Source organism: Roseomonas sp. SRI_022 (assembly GCF_057586215.1).
This window is the reverse complement of sequence record NZ_JBYCZL010000009.1, coordinates 104,698-124,306: the sequence shown is the minus strand read 5'-3', so window position 1 is coordinate 124,306 and position 19,609 is coordinate 104,698. Positions and strand designations below refer to the sequence as shown.

Annotated in this window: 12 protein-coding genes; 4 read left to right on the top strand and 8 right to left on the bottom strand. The window is 69.3% G+C overall.

Going from position 1 to position 19,609, the window contains the following annotated elements; translation table 11 throughout:
* Positions 1–141 precede the first annotated feature (141 nt).
* Complete coding sequence (locus AC2YHJ_RS11295; RefSeq protein ID WP_487396088.1) at positions 142–1,827, top strand: dienelactone hydrolase family protein; 1,686 nt, start codon at positions 142–144, stop codon at positions 1,825–1,827.
* Here AC2YHJ_RS11295 and AC2YHJ_RS11290 read toward each other — a convergent pair.
* The 7 genes from AC2YHJ_RS11290 to AC2YHJ_RS11260 all read right to left on the bottom strand — a co-directional run bounded on the left by AC2YHJ_RS11290 (position 1,817) and on the right by AC2YHJ_RS11260 (position 11,473).
* A complete protein-coding gene (locus AC2YHJ_RS11290; RefSeq protein ID WP_487396087.1) occupies positions 1,817–2,605 on the bottom strand; it encodes a C1 family peptidase in 789 nt (262 codons plus the stop codon). The two genes, AC2YHJ_RS11295 and AC2YHJ_RS11290, sit on opposite strands and share 11 nt — an antisense overlap.
* Positions 2,602–6,174 carry a caspase family protein gene (locus tag AC2YHJ_RS11285; RefSeq protein WP_487396086.1) on the bottom strand — a complete coding sequence of 1,191 codons (3,573 nt, stop codon included), beginning with the start codon at positions 6,172–6,174 and terminating at the stop codon, positions 2,602–2,604. The genes AC2YHJ_RS11290 and AC2YHJ_RS11285 overlap by 4 nt, the downstream gene beginning before the upstream one ends.
* 270 nt (positions 6,175–6,444) lie before the next feature.
* Positions 6,445–7,215, bottom strand: a complete 771-nt coding sequence (locus tag AC2YHJ_RS11280) for an SDR family NAD(P)-dependent oxidoreductase (protein WP_487396084.1) — start codon at positions 7,213–7,215, stop codon at positions 6,445–6,447.
* Complete coding sequence (locus tag AC2YHJ_RS11275; protein WP_487396082.1) at positions 7,212–8,333, bottom strand: ABC transporter ATP-binding protein; 1,122 nt, start codon at positions 8,331–8,333, stop codon at positions 7,212–7,214. Before AC2YHJ_RS11275 ends, AC2YHJ_RS11280 begins: the two co-directional genes overlap by 4 nt.
* Positions 8,334–8,342: 9 nt before the next feature.
* A complete protein-coding gene (locus AC2YHJ_RS11270; RefSeq protein ID WP_487396080.1) occupies positions 8,343–9,209 on the bottom strand; it encodes a carbohydrate ABC transporter permease in 867 nt (288 codons plus the stop codon).
* Entirely contained in the window at positions 9,202–10,170 is a 969-nt protein-coding gene (locus AC2YHJ_RS11265) for a carbohydrate ABC transporter permease (protein WP_487396078.1), read from the bottom strand. The genes AC2YHJ_RS11270 and AC2YHJ_RS11265 overlap by 8 nt, the downstream gene beginning before the upstream one ends.
* A gap of 16 nt (positions 10,171–10,186) precedes the next feature.
* Entirely contained in the window at positions 10,187–11,473 is a 1,287-nt protein-coding gene (locus tag AC2YHJ_RS11260) for an ABC transporter substrate-binding protein (RefSeq protein WP_487396076.1), read from the bottom strand.
* A 257-nt stretch (positions 11,474–11,730) separates the two neighbouring features.
* On the opposite strand from AC2YHJ_RS11260, the gene AC2YHJ_RS11255 reads away from it, so the two are divergent.
* The 3 genes from AC2YHJ_RS11255 (at position 11,731) to AC2YHJ_RS11245 (ending at position 17,837) form a co-directional block, all read left to right on the top strand.
* Positions 11,731–13,434 (top strand): NADH-ubiquinone oxidoreductase-F iron-sulfur binding region domain-containing protein, encoded by a 1,704-nt coding sequence (locus tag AC2YHJ_RS11255; protein WP_487396073.1) that lies wholly within the window; start codon positions 11,731–11,733, stop codon positions 13,432–13,434.
* Positions 13,431–16,166, top strand: a complete 2,736-nt coding sequence (fdhF, locus tag AC2YHJ_RS11250; protein WP_487396071.1) for a formate dehydrogenase subunit alpha — start codon at positions 13,431–13,433, stop codon at positions 16,164–16,166. The genes AC2YHJ_RS11255 and fdhF overlap by 4 nt, the downstream gene beginning before the upstream one ends.
* A gap of 414 nt (positions 16,167–16,580) precedes the next feature.
* Positions 16,581–17,837 (top strand): tyrosine-type recombinase/integrase, encoded by a 1,257-nt coding sequence (locus tag AC2YHJ_RS11245; RefSeq protein WP_487396069.1) that lies wholly within the window; start codon positions 16,581–16,583, stop codon positions 17,835–17,837.
* A gap of 457 nt (positions 17,838–18,294) precedes the next feature.
* Here the strand turns inward: AC2YHJ_RS11245 and AC2YHJ_RS11240 are convergent, their stop codons facing one another.
* Positions 18,295–19,329: a Bug family tripartite tricarboxylate transporter substrate binding protein gene (locus AC2YHJ_RS11240; protein WP_487396067.1), complete on the bottom strand. Its 1,035-nt coding sequence runs from the start codon at positions 19,327–19,329 to the stop codon at positions 18,295–18,297.
* Positions 19,330–19,609 lie beyond the last annotated feature (280 nt).

The following is a 19,609-nucleotide window of genomic DNA, read 5'->3' as shown; positions in this document are numbered from 1 at the left end:
GCAAGATGACTGCGCCACGCCGCCGGCGTCACAGCCCGGGCGGTGCTGCAGCCCGTTCGGTTGGCTCGCATGGTGACGCGTGGATCGGTTAGGCTCGGCGTCTTGCAGCGCCCGGCCGCGCTGCCAGCCCCCGAGTGTGCCATGCACCGCTGCGCCGCCGCCCTTCTGGTCCTGCTCTGCACCATGATCGCGCCGCGAAGCGCTGCCGCCGACGACGCATGGGTTCTCTCGCCCGATATTCCGCTGGTCAGTCGCTGGCCGCTGGCGGGCGTGCTGCGCGAGGATCGCGTCACCGCCGACCTCTATCGCCCGCGCGCCGCCGAGGGGCGCGCCCCCGCCGCCGTCATCATCAATTCGAGCGGCGGCGTGCAACCCCACACAGAGCCGTACTACGCCCGCGTTCTCGCTAACGCCGGCATGGCCGCGCTGGTCGTCGACAGCTTCACGCCGCGCGGCGTGCGACGCACCGGCGACGACCAGACGCGCGTGCGGCAATTGCAGTCGGATGCTGATGCGGTGGCCGGCTTCCGCTGGCTGGCGGCGCAGCCCTGGATCGACCCGGCCCGCATCATCGTGCTCGGCATGTCCCGCGGCGGCGCCGCAGCGCTGCACGTGGCATTGGAACAATTTCGGGGGCCGCTCCGCGCGACGGATATTCGCTTCGCCGCCCATGTCGCCATCGCGACGGGCGGCTGCAACATCCCGGCGCGCGATGCGCGGACCACGGGCGCGCCGATCTTTTTCATGCTGGCGGAGCTGGACAACGGCACCCCGGTGATGCCCTGCCTCGACTATGCGCAGCGCATGCGCGCCGCGGGCAATGCAGCGGTTCGGATCGCTGTTTATCCGGGCGTCTATCACGCCTATGAGGGCACCGGCGGTATCAGCCAGGCGAGTGACGACGAGACCGCCAGGGCCTGCTCTGGGCGATATGTGCTTGATGCCGGGCGGCGCCTGCTCGATCGCATGACCCTGCGCCCTGTCGCCGTGGGACGCGAGCGAGCGTTCCTGCTCGAGACCTGCCTCGAGCGCGGCTACACCGTCGGCGGCGATGCCCGCGTGAAGGCACAGGCGACCGCCGACCTCCTGCAGTTCCTCCACGATGCCGAAGTGCTGTTCGATGCCGAAGCGCGGGCAGTTGTGCCGGATTGCACGACCATTCCGGACGGCCCGCAGCGGCGCAATTGCGTGCGCGCACGCAATGGCTGGACGGGCGACCTCGTCGCGCTCGGGCGCGCCTATCGCTACGCGGGCGGGCCGCGGCGCGACGATGCGCTGGCCGTGCGGCTGTTCGAACTCGCCGCATCCCGCGGCAACGATCAGGCGCGCTGGGAACTGGCGATCGCCCTGCGCCAGGGCGCGGGTGTGGCGCGGGACCTGCCGCGCGCCCTGTCGCTCGCACGCATCGCGGCTGAGAGCGGCGACGCAGCAGGGATGAACGTCTATGCCGTGATGCTGCGCGACGGCATCGGTACGCCGCGCGACGATACGGCGGCGGTGTCCTGGCTGCAGCGCAGCGCGGCGCTGCGCAACCGCTTCGCCGTCGCCAATCTCGGGCGGATGATGTGGGACGGCCGTGGTGGCTTGCCTCGCGACCGCGCCGCTGCGGTCGCGCTTTGGCAGCGCGCGGCCTTCGTCGATCATCCCTGGGCGCATCTCTATCTCGGCGAGGCGTATGAGACCGGTGATGGCGTCGCGCAGGACCGCGCTGCGGCTCTGCGTCACTACCGTGCCGCGGCGGCGGCGCCGGGGGATGAGCCGGCGGTCCGCCAGCGCGCCACGGACGCGATCTCGCGGCTGGAGGCCGCACTGCGCGTCACTCGATGACGAAGGCCGGTCCCACCTGCGCTTCCCACACGGCATAGGCCATCCAGGCGAAGCCGCCCTCACCCCAGGCCGCACCCCAGGAATTGACGATGCGGAAGGCCTGACGTTCGTCGTCATAGCCGACCGCCAGCATGGCGTGGCCGGTGGTTCGGGGGCCGGTCTCGACGACGGTGAAGGTGCCGGCTCCGCGATGGCGACGCAGCGCGTCACCGACCTGCATGTTGAAGATGACTGGCCTTCCCGCCGCGATCTGGCCCTTCACGGCCGTGATCTCCCGACCGCTGACCACGCCCCATCCGCTGATGCGGAATGATGCGGCGCGAGCGCGTTCGGCCTCGGTCGGGTGGCGGCCGCACCAACCGCCATCGAAGGAGAATTCCTCGATCGGCAGCGTGCCCATGGTGCGCAGGAGTTCCAGCGTCGCGGAGATACGAGTGCCAGTGCGGCAGTTCGGATCGCCCGCGACGAGCCCATAGGTGAAGCCAGGGCTGAGCGCGACAGGCCTGTCACTCGAACCGCGCCGGGCGCGCAGTGCGAAGGATGCGGCATAGTAGGCTGTCGCCCAAGACACGCAGCTATCAGTCCAACCTTGGTCGCGCACCGGCGGAAGGCCGGCGGAAAGATCCGCACGCGGCGGCAGCACGCCACGGAAGGCAGGGGCCGGCGCGGCGGTCGCGAGCGTCGCGGCGGTCTCAGCCGCCACGCCCTGCGCGTTCACGGTGGGAAGGTGCGGCAGGCTGATCGCGGCAAGCAAGGCCAGCGCGGCGGCACGGCTCATGGCGCCGGGGCTTCCGTCAGCCGCTGGCCCAACACGACGCGGTTCCCCCGCGCATAGAGGACGCAGGGAATGGGCGGGTTTGGCTCATTGCAGGCCGTGAGTGCCTGGGCATCCGCCACCGTTTGGCTTGCTGCCCCGCTGACCACGCGGACGCGGCCATTGACATGGATCGCCATGGCTTTGGGTTCGGGCAGTCCAGCATAGCGCTCCACGTCACGTGGCAGGTTGGGAAGCTGGAAGGGCACCTGGCCGGCGCTGTAGGGCCCCGCATATCGCAGACGCGGCATGTCGCGCGCGGGGGCGGCGGCCGGGTCCGGCGCCCGCAACTCAGTGCCCACGGCAAGCAGGATGCAGGGCGAGCCATAGGCCTGCTGGCAGCCTTCCAGTGCCAGTTGCTCAGCGACCTCGGCGCTCGGCGCGCTGGACCAGCGGAAATAACGGCGCGACGGCAGATGCAGCGCAAGCGCGTGGTGCTCGCGTGGTGCGGGCGTGTAGAAGGCCGGGATTCGATCCCGCAGCACCGGATCGACCAGCGCCGCGGCCGCGGCGATGCGCCGGATGGGGTCCACAGGCGCAGCTGCGGCAGCGACCGGCGCGGCTGCGGTGACCGCACGCGCCGTCCCGCGTCGTTCCGCCAGCACCACGCGGTTGCCGGAAGCGTAGAGGAAGCAGGGGCCGTCCGCGCCGGCACGGTCGCCGTCGTTGTTGCAGGCCGAAAGCGCGGCGGACTCGGCGGCCTCCTGGCTCGCCGCGCCGGTCACCACGAAGATGCGCCCCCAGGGGTGCAACGCGATCGCCTTGGGCTCGGGCGCGGTGCTGTAGTTCGCGATATGCGGCTGACGGCGTCGCGTCTCTGGCACCAAGGGGATGCGCTCCGGATCGTAGGTGGCGTCGGTTTCCCCGAGGCGCGGCATGTCACGCCGCGCCCAGTCCGCGCCGGGCGCGGGCCGGCGGATTTCGTCATCCACAGCGAACAACAGGCAGGGGACACCGTAGCGCAACTGGCAGCCTTCCAGCGCCTGCTGCTCGGCTGCGGCCACTGTCGGCATGCCGGTGGCCCGCCAGTAGGACGTACGCTCGGGGGCCACGGCAAGACCGCGATGCGGGCGGTCCGAGAGGTAGGTCGCGATCGCGGTTTCCGCAGCCGCGCGCGGCAGGAACGGTATCGATGCGACCATCGCCGTTGCCAATGCCGCTCGGCCTTCCGCCGTCGACGGCGTAGCCGCGACCGGAGTGGGCGTCGCCTGCGTCCGCCGGGCCGCCAGCACCACGCGGTTGCCCACGGCGTAGAGCAGGCACGGCCCGTCCCGGCCATTGCGGTCGGCATCGCCGTTGCAGGCTGCCAGCGCGGCGGCTTCAGCGACCTCTTGGCTGGAGGCGCCGGTTGAGACGAAGAAACGCCCCCAGGGGTGGATTGCCAGGGCCTTCGGCTCGGGCGCGGCGGCGTAGCCCGTGGCGAGCGGATGGGCGCGCGTCGTGGCGGAGAGGACGGGGATGCGCTGGACGTCGAAGGTCTCGGACCCGGCGACGCGCGGCATATCGCGCCGGGGCCATTCGGCGCCGGGTGCGGGCCGGCGGATCTCATCATTGACTGCGAAAAGGATGCAGGCAACGCCGTAGCGGATCTGGCAGGCCTCGAGCGCACGCTCCTCCGCCAAGGCGGCGGAACCCAGCCCGCCGACGCGCCAGTAGCCGCCGGAGGAGGGTGCGATGGCGAAGGCGCGGTTAGTGCGATCGGCGAGGTAGTCCCGCAACCCGGTCTCGGCCAGTGGCCGGGACAGGAAGGGCACCGCTGCCAGCATCTCCGCATGCAGTGCGGCGCGCGGGTCGGGCTGCGCTGGCGCGAGCGGGGCTGTTTGCGCCGCCGGGGTCGGGGCCGGGGGAGGTGTCGGCGCCGGGGCCGGAGCAGGAACCGAGGCCGTCGCCTGCTGGACCGATGGCCCGGCTGGTGGGGCCGGATCCGGGGCCAGCGGTTCGGCATGGCGCCCGGTAAGCACCACCCTGTTGCCGGCGGCGTAGAGGAAGCAGGGGCCGCCCGACCCGGCGCGCACCGGATCCTCGTTGCATTGGCGCAGCGCCTCCGTTTCCGCTGCGAAGGGGTTGCGTGCACCCGTCACGATGAAGACCCGGCCGAGCGGGTGTATCGCCATGGCCTTCGGCTCGCGTGCGCGGCCATAGGCCGCGATGTCGGCTTCCCGCCGGCGCTCCGGCGTGAGGGCAGGTATCCGGTCGGGGCGGTAAGCGCCTTCGTAGCGCAGCCGCTCCATCTCCCGCCGCGGCCATTCGGCACCGGGTGGGGGCGCGCGTATCGTGTCGTTCAACGCGAACAGGATGCAGGGCTCGCCGTTGCGCAGCTGGCAGCGTTCCAGCACCAGTTCCTCGGCGATGGCGGCGGAGGGCGCGCTCGCCACGCGGAAGGTGTTCTGCCGGCCCGGCGCAATGGCGAAGGCACGATGCTGCTGGCTGTCCCGGTAGCCGCGCAGGCTCTGCACCTGTGTATCGAGCCGCCCCTGGGAGACGGGCTGCACCAAGGCGAGCGCACGTTGCAGCAATGCCTCCCGCCCTTCCGGGGTCGCCGGATCCAGGACCACGTTGGGGTCGGGCTGGCGCGTCGCAGGCGAGGGGCGTCGCCCTTCCAGTTCCTCCAGCCGATTGCGCGCCAGGGAGGCGAAGACCCCATCCGGGAACCGCGCGAGATAGGCGCGGAAATCGGCCGCGCTGCGGCTGGCGCGCATGCTTTCCCAGAAGACCGTCTCGGCGGCCGGCGCCGCTGCGGCGGCGGGCGGGACGGCCGCCACGACCGGCGTTGGGGGCGGCGGCGCGGCGCGGAAGTAGAAGCTGCCTTCCAGGGCCGAATTCTCCCAGGGTACCTGGCGGCCCTGCGTCGCCTCCCTCACCTCTCGCCGGACCTCGGCCATGAGTTGCCGGACCTCGATGCCCGGCGTCTCGATCCGGCGCAGCAGCGCCGTGGTGAAGGGGCTGTTCCGGCCCCGGCCGTCATCCGCCACGGTGCCCGGCGCGGTGGCAAAAGCGAGAAGCGTGCCCACCGCCGGATTCACCTGGCCGAGCCCAGGTGCCGTGCCGACAGTGCGTGACGTGGTCTGCAGTCGCCGGCGGAAGGGGTTGTCGCGACAGGCGTCGAGAATAAGGATCGACAGCCGCGCCGCGCCCTCCAGTTGCTCGAGCACGCCATCGAGGTCCAGCGTCTCAAAGCGCAGGTCGCGGTCGCTGCGGATGTCGGCAGGGGCCGGAACCAGCCAGTTCCGCCCGCCGGCCTCCAGCGCATGACCGGCATAGAAGAACAGCGCGGCATCGGCGCCGCGGGCGCGTTGGCCGAGGCGCCGCGCGCCGGCTTCCAGCGCCAGACGGTCGGGATCGATCAGCGTCTCCGTCTCGAAGCCGAGACGCCCGAGGGCAGCAGCGATGTCACGCGCATCATTGGGCGGGTTGGTCAGGGCGGGCACGTTGCGGTAGCCGCCGACGCCGACCACCAGCGCCACGCGGCGTTCCTGCGCGACGGCGGCGGGAGCAATGACGAACCATAGGAGGATGAACAGGGGCAGCAGCATCCATGGCCGGTGCCCATCGCCTGCACACCCACGCCGCCCTGCCTGCACACCGTCGAAACGCATGCCGTGACCCCAGCCACCAGGCAGCCTATTCGATACTCCCTGACCACTTTGGCCCGCCACATCGAAGTGCGGCGACCGGCCAGATGGGGTGAAGCCGAGCACCCGGCGATACGCCAGCCGGTCGCGCATTCAACGTGCAGAGGATCTCCGGGGTCCCGTCCTCACCGGGTAGCCATCGAGGTCGTGCCATCCAGGGGCAGCGCTGCCTCAGCGCGAGCCTCCGCTGACGATGAAGCATTGCTTGGTCACCATGGCGCTGTCGTCGGCGGCAAGGAACAGGCCGAGCCGCGCAATGTCCGCCGGTGTGATCGGATCCGGCAGGCATTGCCGCGCGAGGCCCGCGGCAATCTTGCTCTCATCCTGGTACCAGAGCTGGCGCTGCCGTTCCGTGATCACCATGGCCGGCGCGATAGCGTTGACGCGGATCCGGTCCGGCCCAAGCTGGCGCGCCAGTGAGTTGGTGAAGCCGACGATCGCTGCCTTCGCGGCGCTGTAGGCCGGCAGTTCTGCCGCCCCGTTCATCCAGGCGACGGAGGACATGTTGATGATCGAACCGTGGCCAAGCTCGCGCATCTGCGGCACCACCGCCTGGGCGGCGAAGAAGACATGCCGGAAATTGACGGCCATGGACCAGTCAAACTGGTCCGGCGTGACGTCGTCGAAGCGTTGGCGTTGGTCGTTCGCCGCGTTGTTCACCAGAACCGCAGCGGGACCGAGCGCGCTGCGCGCCTCGGCAAAGGCCGCTCGCAACGCGGCGGTATCGGTCAGGTCGCAGCGCAGGAACAGCGGAGCCGCGCCATGGTCACGCGCGATGGTCTCCACCAGCGCTTCGCTCGCCATCGCATCGATGTCGAGGAAGGCGACACGCGCGCCAGTGGCGGCGAAGGCGCGGACGAAGGCTTCCCCGATACCGCTGCCGCCGCCCGTGATGATGACTGTTCGTCCTTCAAGGCTCGCGTAGCGCGTGAAGCCGATCATGCGATCAGTCGCTCCGTCGCAGGGTCGAACAGGCAGAGCTTCCGCGCATCCACCGCGAAACGGGCGTTGCCGCCAACCGGAAGCCGCACATCCGGCGAGACCCGGCCGAGCAGTTGCTCGCCACCGAGACGCATGAGAACGATGGTCTCCGCGCCGGTTGGCTCGGTCATCTCGACCGGGGCCTCGACGGCAATCGAACCACGTTCATCCGCACCGAAGCGACGGTCGACCTCGGCGATGCATTCCGGGCGGATGCCCAGCACAATCTCGCGATCCTTGAAGGCACCCGCCTGTGCATTGGCCTCACGAGGAATGGGCAGCTGAATCGCGTCGGGCCGGCCCGCGCCGATCACGGCAGCGAGTCCGTCCCCCGCGCCGACCAACCGGGCTGCCACGGTGTTCATTGGTGGCGCGCCCATGAAACGGGCGACGAAGAGGTTAGCTGGGCGGCTGTAGATCGTCTCCGGGTCGGCGAATTGCTGGACCTCGCCCTGATGCATGACGGCGATGCGCGTGGCCATGGTCATCGCCTCGATCTGATCGTGCGTGACATAGACGATGGTTGCGGCGATGCGTCGGTGCAGTTGCTTGATCTCCAGCCGCATCTCGACCCGCAGCTTGGCGTCGAGATTGGAGAGCGGCTCGTCGAACAGGAACAGCGTCGGATCTCGCACCAGGGCGCGACCCATCGCAACGCGCTGCCGCTGCCCGCCCGAGAGCTGTGCCGGCCGGCGGTCCAACAGTTGATCGATCTGAAGCAGGCGGGAAACGCGTTCCACTGCCTCGTCCTGCGCGCGTCGCGGAACGTTGCGGCATTCCATCCCGAAGGTGATGTTCTGCCGCACTGTCATGGTGGGGTAGAGCGCGTAAGACTGGAACACCATGGCGATGTCTCGGTCCTTCGGCGCGACATCGTTCACCAGGCGCCCGCCGATCTCGATGGTGCCCTCGCCCGGCGCTTCCAGCCCGGCGATGATGTTGAGCAGCGTCGATTTGCCGCAGCCCGAGGGGCCGACCAGCACGAGGAACTCCCCGCTGTCCACCTCGAGGTCGATGCCCTTCAGCACCTCCTGCGCGCCGAAACGCTTGCGGACGCCTGCGATGCGGAGTGCCGACATGAATGCCCCCTATTTCACCGCGCCGGCCGTGAGGCCACGCAGGAAGTATTTTCCCCCGAAGAGATAGACGAGCAGCGTCGGCAGCGCGGCGATCAGCACCGCGGCACTCTGCACGCCGTATTGCGGCGCCTCGGACACAGACACCGAGAGCGCGATCAGCGCCGCCGTTACCGGCTGCTGCGCGCCGGTCGTGAACGTCACGCCGTAAAGAAATTCATTCCAGATATGCGTGAACTGCCAGATCACCGTGACGATCAGGATCGGCGGCGACAGCGGCAGCACGATGCGCCAGAAGATGCGGAAGAAGCCGGCGCCGTCGATCTTCGCCGCCTTCAGCAGTTCCGGCGGGATGGCGACGTAGTAGTTGCGACAGAACAGTGTGGTGAAGCTGATCCCCTGTACGACATGGATTAGCACCAGAGCAGAAAGCGTGTTGCTGAGCCCGAGGTCCCGCAGCACCAGCGTCCACGGCACCAGCTTCATCTGTTCCGGCAGGAAGACGCCAAGGGTGATGATGCCGAAGACCCAATTGTCACCGCGGAAGCGCCACAGCGCGATCGAGTATCCGTTCAGCGCGCCGAGCAGTGTCGAGAGGACCGTGGCTGGCACCACCATCAGGACCGAATTCCACATATAGGGCGAGATGCCCTCGCAGCGCCTGGCGATGCAGTAGCGGCCCCAGGCTTGTTCGAAATTGCCGAGCGCCAGGTCCCGTGGCCATCCGACAACGGAGGTCGCACCGATATCCTGCGCCGTCCGCACGGAATTCAACACGACCACCACGAGGGGCACGAGGTAGAAGACGCAGAAGGCAAGCAGCACGGCGTAGATCACCCAGCGACCGAGCGGCAGTGGGCGGCGGGCGAGTTCAGCCATCGCGGGAGGCCCTCCGCTTGCGCCATTGGATGAAAGCGAAGTAGGGCAGCAGCACGGCCAGCAGGTATAGCAGCATCAGCACCGCCGCAGCCGAGCCTCGCCCGAGCAGGCCGCGCTGGAACATCAGGTCGTAGACGACCAGGGTGGGCAGTTGGGTCGATATCCCCGGCCCACCGCCCGTGAGTGCGCGCACCAGATCGAAGGTCTTGATGGTGTACTGCAGCAGAATGACCATCACGGCGATGAAGATCGGCCAGATCGCAGGCAGGACCACGCGCCGGTAGATCCGCCAGGGACCCGCGCCATCGATCTGCGCGGCCTTGTAGAGATCGGCATCCACCGACCGGATGCCGGCGAGGAACAGCGCCATGGCGAAGCCGGAGGCCTGCCAGGCGCCGGCGATGACAATGGTGTAGATCGCCATGTCGCGATCCACGAGCCAATCGAAGCGGAAATTCTCCCAGCCGAGATTGCGCACCAGACGCTGGATGCCGATGGAAGGATTGAGCAGCCAGGCCCAGACGGTGCCGGTGACGACGAAGGACACGGCCATCGGATAGAGAAAGATGGTCCGGAACAGGTTCTCGGCCCGGATGCGCTGGTCGATGAGGATCGCCAGCAGCAGGCCGATCGCCGTGGTCAGTGCGACGAAACCCGCCCCGAAGATGAACAGGTTGTCGGTGGCGATCGCCCAGTTCCGCGATGCCAGGACCGAGCTGTAGTTGCGCAGCCCCGCCCATTCATTGTCCGGCAGCAGGGTCGAGGCCGTGAAGGAGATCCACGTCGTGTAGCCTGTGAAACCGATGACATGCACCACGCTGATGAGGAGCGGCGGCCACAGGACCAAGTGAACCAGCCAGGGCCCCAGCATGGCGCGCCAGCGCGGGCCCGCCACGTCGAAGCGTTCCCGGCTGATCGTTGCCGACGGTGCGGTTACCGCCGGCGGGCCCTGGACGTTCATGCCCTCGCCTCCGCGATCAGCGCGCCGCTTCCACGGCGTCCGCGAGGCGCGTCGCCGCCTGTTCCGGCCGGATCGACCGGTTGTGCACGAACTCCGTCAGCACATCGATCATGGCCGCGGTCATCGCGTTGTTCTGCGCCATGTTGTGCGCCAGGCTGAGTACGGATTGTTCGCCCCGGACCGCCGCGGCGAGGGACGCCGCCGCTTCGCGTTGCCCGGCGGACCAGCCAGCGCCGGAGAGGTCCATGTCCGTCCGCACCGGGATCGAGCCGGTCGTCTGCGAGTACATTTCCTGGATGCGCTTGCTCATCACCAGGCTCGCCATGAGCATCTGCCCGGCCTGGAATTCCGGCTCGCGGCGGCGCCAGAAGATGAAGGCATCGGCATTGAGCACGAAGCAGGGGCGTCCGTTGTCTACCGGCGCCTGGCCGACCAGGTAGTCCTCGTCCGAGAAGCCGTTGTGGCGGATCACGCCCTGCGCCCAGCCACCCATGATCAGCATGCCCATCTCGCCGCGGACGAAGCGCGGCAGGAAGGTGCTGTAGTGCTGGCCGGAGGCAGCGGGATCCATCCATTCCGACATCTGGCGCGTCTGCCGGAAGGCGGCGAGCACCTCCGGCCCGCGCAACGCCCGGTCATCGAGCTCCATGAGCGCGCGACGGTAGGCGGTGGGGTTGAGGCCGGCGAGCGCCACCTCGAACTTCTGGGCATCATCCCAGCGGATGCCGCCATTGGCGATCGGCGTGATGCCGGCGTCCTTCATCTTCGCTGCGAGCTGATTGAATTCCGCCCAGGTCTTCGGCAGCGCCGTCGCCCCCACGCGTTCCATCGCCCGGCGGGAGGCGAAGAGCGTGTTGGTGCGATAGACCTGTAATGGCAGCGCGATCCAGCGGCCCTGCGGCTTGTGCAGCCGCGCAAGGTCCGGAGCGACGACCTGTTCGTACCCCGCCTCGGCAACCGCGGCGGTGAGGTCCACGGTGGGGGCGATCCGCGACCAGGCCGCGATCTCAGGCCCCTTGAGTTGCGACGCGGCCGGTGGGTTCCCGGCCAGGATGTCGGCCCGGAGCTTGTTCATCATCTCGGTCGTGAAGCCGGGAACCGGATTGTGCTCCCAGGTCCCGCCCGCCGCCTCGAAAGCCTGACCGAGCTTGGTGATGGCGGCGCCGTCGCTCCCCGCGCTCCATTGCGAGATGACGGTGATGCGTGGCCTGGTGCCCGCGGCCTGCGCACGCGCAAGCGAGGGTGCTGCGATCAGGCCGGCCGATGCCGCGAGCAGCCCGCGACGACGGACATATGAATCCATTGCTTCCTCCTTGCGTCGGGCGCTGGTTTCGCCCTGTCGTTCTTGCTGCAGTGCAACCGATGCCGTGGCGCATGCCTATCCTGGCTGGACTTTGCGCCCGGGCGACGCGCGCTCAGCATAACAAGATCGAGCATGCACGCAGGAGACGGCTGGGATCAAACGTCGGTTTGACATCGAGCAATCCAGCGTGTTCCCGCTGACATCCGCTCTCATTCGGGCTGTAATGCCGGAAGAGGAAACGGAGTGCGCCCGGGAAGATGGCACAAGCACGGCCGGCAGCCGGCGCGGAACGGACCGCGCGGCGCCCGAGGACCGGCCCGCGAGGCAGGACGCCGACAGAAGCCGCGCGGGCGGCAACCACCACGGCGCTCGGCGAGTTGCCGCTGCGCCGTGATCTGTTGATCGAGCATCTCCACGCGCTGCAGGATCATTTTGGCGCGCTGCATCCGGACCACCTGGTCGCCCTGGCCGAGATGCTGCACCTCGCGCCCGTGGAGGTCTTCGAGGTCGCGACCTTCTATGCGCATTTCGACGTGCTCGCGGATGGCGAGGCCGCGCCGCCGCCGGTGACCATTCGTGTCTGCGAGGGCCTGCCCTGCGCTATGGCCGGCGGCCACGACCTGCTTGCCGCATTGCGATCGAACCCGCCGGGCGGCGCGCGGGTGATCGCCGCGCCCTGCATGGGCGCCTGCCACGAGGCCCCTACCTGCTGGGCTGTGCAAGGCCGGACGCAGGATTGCGTCGCTCACGCAACACCGCAACGGGTCGCCGCGGCCTGGTCGGCCGGGCTGGGCGTGCGGCCGCATAGCCCGCCTCATCCTGCGCCACGCTGGCCCGATGGGTGGCCGACGCTCGCGGCCGCGCGTGGCGGACGCCTGACGACTGCAACAATGCTCGCCGCGCTCGAGGAGGCCGCCCTGCGCGGTCTCGGTGGTGCAGGCTTTCCGGTGGCGCGGAAATGGCGCGCGGTGCTGGAACAACCGGGTCCGCGCCACCTGGTCGTGAATGCGGATGAGGGCGAGCCTGGCACCTTCAAGGACGCGTGGTGCCTGGAACGCCAAACCTATCGCTTCCTCGAGGGCATGCTTCTCGCGGCCCATGCGATCGGCGCCGAGGCATGCTGGGTCTACATCCGCGACGAGTACCCGAAGGCTCGGCAGGACGTGGCGACCGCGCTCACGATGCTGCGGGACGCCGGCGTGCCGATGCCGACAGTCCATCTCCGCCGCGGCGCGGGCGCCTATATCTGCGGCGAGGAGACGGCGTTGCTCGAAAGCCTTGAAGGCCGGCGGGGCTATCCGCGCCATAAGCCGCCCTTTCCGGGCGAGCATGGGCTCTTCGGCGCGCCGACGCTGATCCACAATGTCGAGACGCTGTGGTGGCTGCCGACGCTTTTCGGCGCGCCCGACGCCGCGGCGCAGTTCGCCGCATCAGGCCGCCGCGGGCACAAGGGACGCCGGTTGTTCAGCCTGTCGGGCCGCGTGCGGCGCCCCGGTGTCTACGAAGCGCCACTCGGCATCACGGTGCGCGAGTTGATCGAGGAGCATGGTGGCGGCATGCAGGACGGCCATGAATTCGCTGCCTATCTGCCAGGCGGGGCCTCCGGCGGCATCCTGCCGGCCTCGATGGGTGACCTGCCGCTCGCCTTCGGTGCGCTGGAACATCTGGGCTGCTTCGTCGGTTCCGGTGCGGTGGTGGTGCTGTCGGACCAGGACGATCTCCCCGAGTCCGTTCGCAACCTGGTGCGCTTCTTCCGTGACGAATCCTGCGGGCAATGCACGCCCTGCCGCGTGGGCACGCAGAAGGCGGCGACAATGTTGGAGGCGCCGCGCTGGGACCGCGCGCTGCTGGCGGAACTCGCGCAGGCGATGGCGGATGGGTCGATCTGCGGCCTCGGTCAGGCGGCGATGAACCCGGTGCTGTCCCTGCTGCGGCACTTCCCGACGGAGGCGATGCCGTGACGCGCTTCGTCCTCGACGGCAGGGAGGTCGAGGCCGCGCCAGGCGAAACGATCTGGACGGTCGCGCAGCGCCAAGGCACGGAGATCCCGCATCTCTGCCACCACCCGAAGCTGGGATACCGGCCGGACGGCAATTGCCGCACCTGCCTGGTGGACGTTGAGGGTGAGCGCACCCTCGTCGCCTCCTGCATCCGCGCGCCGCGGGAGGGGATGACGGTGCGCACCGCCTCGGCGCGTGCGGAAGCCGCGCGACGGATGGTGTTCGAACTGCTGCTTGCGGACATGCCAGGGCCGGAGGGGCGTGATGCTACTTCGACCTTCGCGCGATGGGCGGCGTCACTCGGCGTCACGCGGTCGCGCTTCGCCGCGGATGCGCGGGCGGCACCGGATCTCTCGCATCCCGCCATGGCCGTGGCGCTCGATGCCTGCATCGCCTGCGGCCTGTGCGAGCGCGCCTGCCGGGAGGTGCAGCATAACGACGTCATCGGACTCGCACGTCGCGGAGCAAACGTGACGGTCGCCTTCGACCTGCTCGACCCGATGGGTGCGTCCTCCTGCGTTGCGTGCGGGGAATGCGTGCAGGCGTGCCCGACCGGGGCTCTGTTGCCGAAATCCGTGCTCGACGATCGCGGCCACCGTGCCGCCGAACCTGCGCGGGAGGTCGCCAGCGTCTGCCCGTATTGCGGTGTTGGCTGCCAGGTTGGCTTCCGCGTGCGCGACAACAGGATCGAGGAAGTGGTCGGTCACGACGGCCCCTCCAATCATGGACGCCTTTGTGTGAAGGGCCGCTTCGGCTTCGACTACCTGGCGCATCCGGATCGCCTGATGCGGCCGCTGATCCGCATCGACGGTGCGATCAAGGATCCCAAGGATTGCATCGACCCGTCCCGCGCGCGCGCGAAGTTCCGCGAAGCGACGTGGGAGGAAGCGATGGATCGCGCCGCATCCGGCCTGCGCGTCATCCGCGACCGCGTCGGCCCGGACGCGCTGGCCGGCTTCGGCAGCGCCAAGGGATCGAATGAGGAGGCGTATCTTTTCCAGAAGCTGGTCCGCACCGGCTTCGGCACCAACAATGTCGACCACTGCACGCGGCTGTGCCATGCGGCGTCGGTCGCGGCGCTGCTGGAAGGCATCGGCAGCGGTGCGGTCACCGCGCCATTCACCGCGGTGCGCGATGCAGATCTGATCTTCATCATCGGCGCGCGGCCGACCGAGAACCACCCCGTCGCTGCAACCTTCATCAAGGACGCGGCCGCGCGCGGCGCGACGCTCGTCATCGCCGACCCGCGCGGCAGTTCGCTCGACCGCTTCGCAACGGAGGTCCTGCGTTTCGCGCCTGGCGAGGACGTCGCGCTGCTCAACGCCATGCTGCACGTCATCCTGACAGAGAACCTTCAGGACGAGGCGTTCCTGGCCGCCCGCGTCGATGGCTTCGCCGCGCTGCGCACCCATGCGGAGGCCTATGCGCCCGAGGCTATGGCTGGACGCTGCGGCGTGCCTGCCGAGCAGATCCGCCGCGTCGCGCGGCTCTATGCGCGCTCGCCGGCGGCGCTGACGCTTTGGGGGATGGGTGTTTCGCAGTCGATCCATGGCACCGACAATGCACGGGCGCTGATCGCCCTGGCGCTCGTCTGTGGCCAGATCGGGCGGCCCGGCACGGGGCTGCACCCCCTGCGTGGGCAGAACAACGTGCAGGGTGCCTCCGATGCCGGGCTGATCCCGATGATGCTTCCGGACTACCATCGCACCGGCGACGATGCGGCACGCGCGGCGATGGAGGCGCTGTGGCATGCCGTGATCGATCCGCGCCCCGGCCTGACTGTGGTGGAGATCCTCCAGGCCGCCGAACGTGGCGCGATCCGCGGCATGTACGTCATGGGCGAGAACCCCGCGATGTCCGACCCGGACCTCGAGCATGCGCGCGCGGCACTCGCGCGGCTCGACCATCTCGTTGTGCAGGACCTGTTCCTGACGGAAACGGCGGCGCTCGCTGACGTGGTTCTGCCCGCCTCGGCCTGGCCGGAGAAGGACGGCACCGTCACCAACACCAACCGCCAGGTACAGATGGGCCGCGCCGCCGTGGCACCGCCGGGCGAGGTTCGGCAGGACCTCGCCATCATCGTGGAGATGGCCCGCCACCTTGGCCTCGATTGGAACTACGAGCACCCGCGCGACGTTTTCGCCGAGATGACGCAGGCCATGCCGAGCCTTGCCAACATCACCTGGGACCGGCTCGAACGCGAAGACAGCGTCACGTATCCCTGCTCCGACCCCGGCATGCCGGGCGAGGCGATCGTCTTCCACGACCGCTTCCCCACCCCGGATGGCCGCGCGCTGTTGGTGCCGGCCGGCTTGTCGCATCCGGAGGAGACGCCCGACACCGAGTTCCCCTTCGTGCTGACCACGGGGCGCCAGCTTGAGCACTGGCATACCGGCACGATGACGCGGCGCGCCGGCGTGCTGGATGTGCTGGAGCCGTCGGCCACCGTCTCCCTCGCACCCGGTGCGTTGCGGCGCCTGGGCATTGTGGCCGGCGACAGGCTGCGCATCACGACGCGGCGGGCCTCGATCGAATGCGTGGCGCGCGGCGATCCCGCCCTGCCGGACGACGTGATCTTCCTGCCCTTCGCCTTCCGCGAGGCAGCCGCGAACCTGCTGACCGACGCAAGGCTCGACCCCTATGGGAAGATCCCCGGCTACAAGCTTTGCGCCGCGCGCGTTGAAGCAGCCTGACTTGTGTCGTTCCGGCGGCCGGGCTGTTGCGACCATGGCGTCGCGCGCCGAGGCCGCGGAACCGGGAACGAATGAAGAACCACAGCGGCGCCACGAAGGGCGACTGAACGACGACGAGCGCGGAATCTCGCAGGCGGCAGACGCGTCCACGGCAAGGCGATCCAGCCAGGATCGCCGCCCGCTTCTCGATCCGTAAGCAATGGCTTGGGAATGGTGGGCGCCGTAGGATTCGAACCTACGACCCGCTGATTAAGAGTAAGCGATAGATCACCGCCACGATCCGCCAAATCCCGCCAGATACCTTGCATTCATTCGGGTCCGCAAATAAGTTGGCCGCCACAAACCACCACGCGGACCCGATGCGGACCCAACCGCCGGGTCCGCGTGGGGTCCGCAAGATCGGGGTCCGCGACCGTGCCGAAACTGACCGACCGCTTCCTGACCACCTTCAAGCCCGCGCCGGGCAGCAAGGACCGCATTGCGTTCGATACCGAGTGCCAGGGGCTTGGGGTCCGCGCGACGGCCGCCGGGACCAAGACCTTCATCGTCCAGTGGACCGACCCTGCGACCAAGCTGAAGCGCCGCGAGCCGTTGGGCGTATGGGGCAGCATCACGACCGACCAGGCCCGCGAGGCCGCCCGCGCCCGCCTCGGCGATGTGGCGAAGGGCATCGACCCCCGTGTGGTGCGGCTGGAACAGCGCGAGGCTGCCGCCCGCGACAAGGCCGAGCGCGCCCTGACCCTCGAAACCCTGGTTGATGATTGGGCGAAGCTGCACCTGACGCAGAAGCGCCCGCGCTATGCGACCGAGGCGGTGCGCGCGATCAAGCACGCTTTCGCCAAGCACCTGAAGCGCCCGGCTGCGCGCCTGTCCAAGGCCGAGGCCGTGGCGGTGCTGGATGACCTATTGAAAGCCGGCAGCGCCGCCATGGCGGGCCGGACGCTGGCCTATGCGCGCGCCTGCTACGCCTGGGCTGAGAAGCGCGGGAAGGTGGGCGGCAACCCGTTCGAAGGTATCCCCATCGGCGCCGGCATCGTCGCCCGTGAGCGCGCCCTGACGGCCGAGGAAACCGGCCGCATCTGGAATGCCGCCGCCGGCATGGGCGAGCCGTGGGGGCCGCTGTTCCGCGTCCTGCTGCTGACGCTGGCCCGGCGCGATGAAGTCGCGGGGATGCGGTGGTCCGAACTGTCCGCCGACCTCGCCACATGGACCATTCCCGGCGCGCGCATGAAGCGCGGGCAGGCGCATGTGGTCGCCCTGCCGGAAGCCGCCCGCGCCGCCCTGCGCGACGTGAAGCGCATCAAGGGGCAGGATCTTGTTTTCAGCACCACCGGCGAGACGCCTGTGAGCGGCTTCACGAAGGCGAAGGCCGCGCTCGACAAGGCCGCGAAGGTGAAGGACTGGCGGCTTCACGACATACGCCGCACGGGCGTTTCCGCGCTCGCCGCCATGGGGTTCAACCCGGTGGTCGCGGACATGCTGTTGGCGCACCAGCCGGTGCGGCTTTCGACTGTGGCGCGCGTCTATCAGCGGCATGATTTCGCCGCCGAGCGCGAGGCGGCGTTGACGGCTTGGGCCAAGCATGTGGCGCACTGCGCGGCCGGTAAGGACGATGCCGCCGAGAATGTCGCGGACCTTGCCGCACACCGGGCGACGCGCGGGGTGGCCTGATGACCGCTCGCGTGCGGCGCGCTGTGAAGGTGGCCGAGTGAGGTTCCCTGCTCCTAATTCCCTTCTTCCTTTCGCGTGCGAGAAAATTCACTCCACCTCGCCCCGCCACCGAAGACCGCTGCTTGCGGTTCCCTCCCCCAAAAGTTTCCGACGTGCGTTTGCAGGCCGGGTTTCTGCATTTGCAGGGGGAACGTGGGGGAACGGGGGAACAGCCTAGAGTTTCCTGGCTTTCACGCGTTCCCCCATGCCCAACACGTGGGGGAACAGGGGGAACGCGCTCCGCCCGCCAGACGAGGCGCGGTGCGGCGTGAATTCCAGTTTCCATGCGCGCGGCTGCGAAAGTTGCGAAACCTGCGAAAGCGCGCCGGGCGGTCGAGAAGCGCACGGGATAAAGATCCCGCCTGGCGCCGTTCTTCGCCCCTCGGCAGGCACCCTTCGGCCCGCACCGCTGCGCTGCTCACTCGTTCGTCCGTAGTCCCAACCGTGCGATCACCGCATTCCATCGCGCCGCCTCGCGTGCCTGGTGCGCGGCCAAGGCGGCGGGCGACGTGCCGAGCATCTCGCTGCCCGTCACATCCAAGCCTCCGCGCGCCGATGGGTCGGTTGCCAGCGCGCCGCGGATCACTTCGGCCAGCCGCTCAGCGCTGGCGCGCGGGAAGCCGGCGGGCGCGACCACGCCTGTCCAGCCGAAGAAGGCGGTATCCGGCACACCGGCCTCCTCGAAGGTCGGCACATCGGGCAGCGTCGGCAGGCGCGCCTCTCCAGTCTGCACGATGGCGCGCAGCCTGCCGTCCTGCAGGTGCGGTAGCGCGGCCGAAGGCACGTTGAACATCGCCTGCACCCGACCGGCCACGAGGTCGAGCGTCGCCGGCGGAAAGCCCCGATAGGGCACGTGCGTGATGCTGAGGTCGAGCCGCGCCTTCAGTTCCTCCATGGCGAGATGGGTCACCGTCCCAGGCCCGATCGAGGCATAGGTCACCGCGCCGGGGTTGGCCCGGACATGCGCAACGAAGCCGGCCCAGTCGCGCACCGGCAAGGAAGGATGGACCGTCAGCACGAAGGGGACGCGGGTGATCAGCGTGATCGGTGTGAAGTCCCGCACCGGGTCGTAGGACAAGGCGGGGTTCAGCACCCGAGCCGTGGTGGTCGGCCCGCCCAGCACGAAGCCGAGCGCATGAAGATCGCGCGCCTGTGCCACCACGGCCGCCGCGATCGTGCCGCCGGCGCCCGGCCGGTTCTCGACGATGAAGGGCTGGCCGAAGGCCGCAGCGAGATGCGGCGCGAGGCCGCGAGCGAGCAAATCTGCCTGGCCGCCCGGCGGCAGGCCGACCAACAGGCGCACAGGCCGGTCGGGCCAGGGCGATTGCGCGGCTGCACGGCGGGCAGCGACCAATGCAAGCGAGGCACCGACGACGCGCCGGCGGCGCAGGTGGCCGAGCGCGGCGCGCTGCGGCATTGCCCATGGTGGCGCGGGGCGTGGGTGTGCAGACATGGGGGCACTCCTTCCGGAATCGCTGTTGATCCTGGGGTGGTGCTCCGCGCCTTGTCGGTTGTTGCGCTTGCGGGGCGTGCGAAGATTGCACGCCCGCGCCTGCCCATGTCTAGCGTCCAGCGGGCCAAGGCTGTTGGGTTCCAGCACCCAGGGGGCTGATGAGGACTTCATCGCCGCGCGCCGCATCCTCCTGGAAGGGCGGTAGAGCGCCTCATTAATCACCCTTGCCGTTGAAGCTGATGCAACCGTCGTCCGTGATTGCTGGGCTCTGAAATCCCAC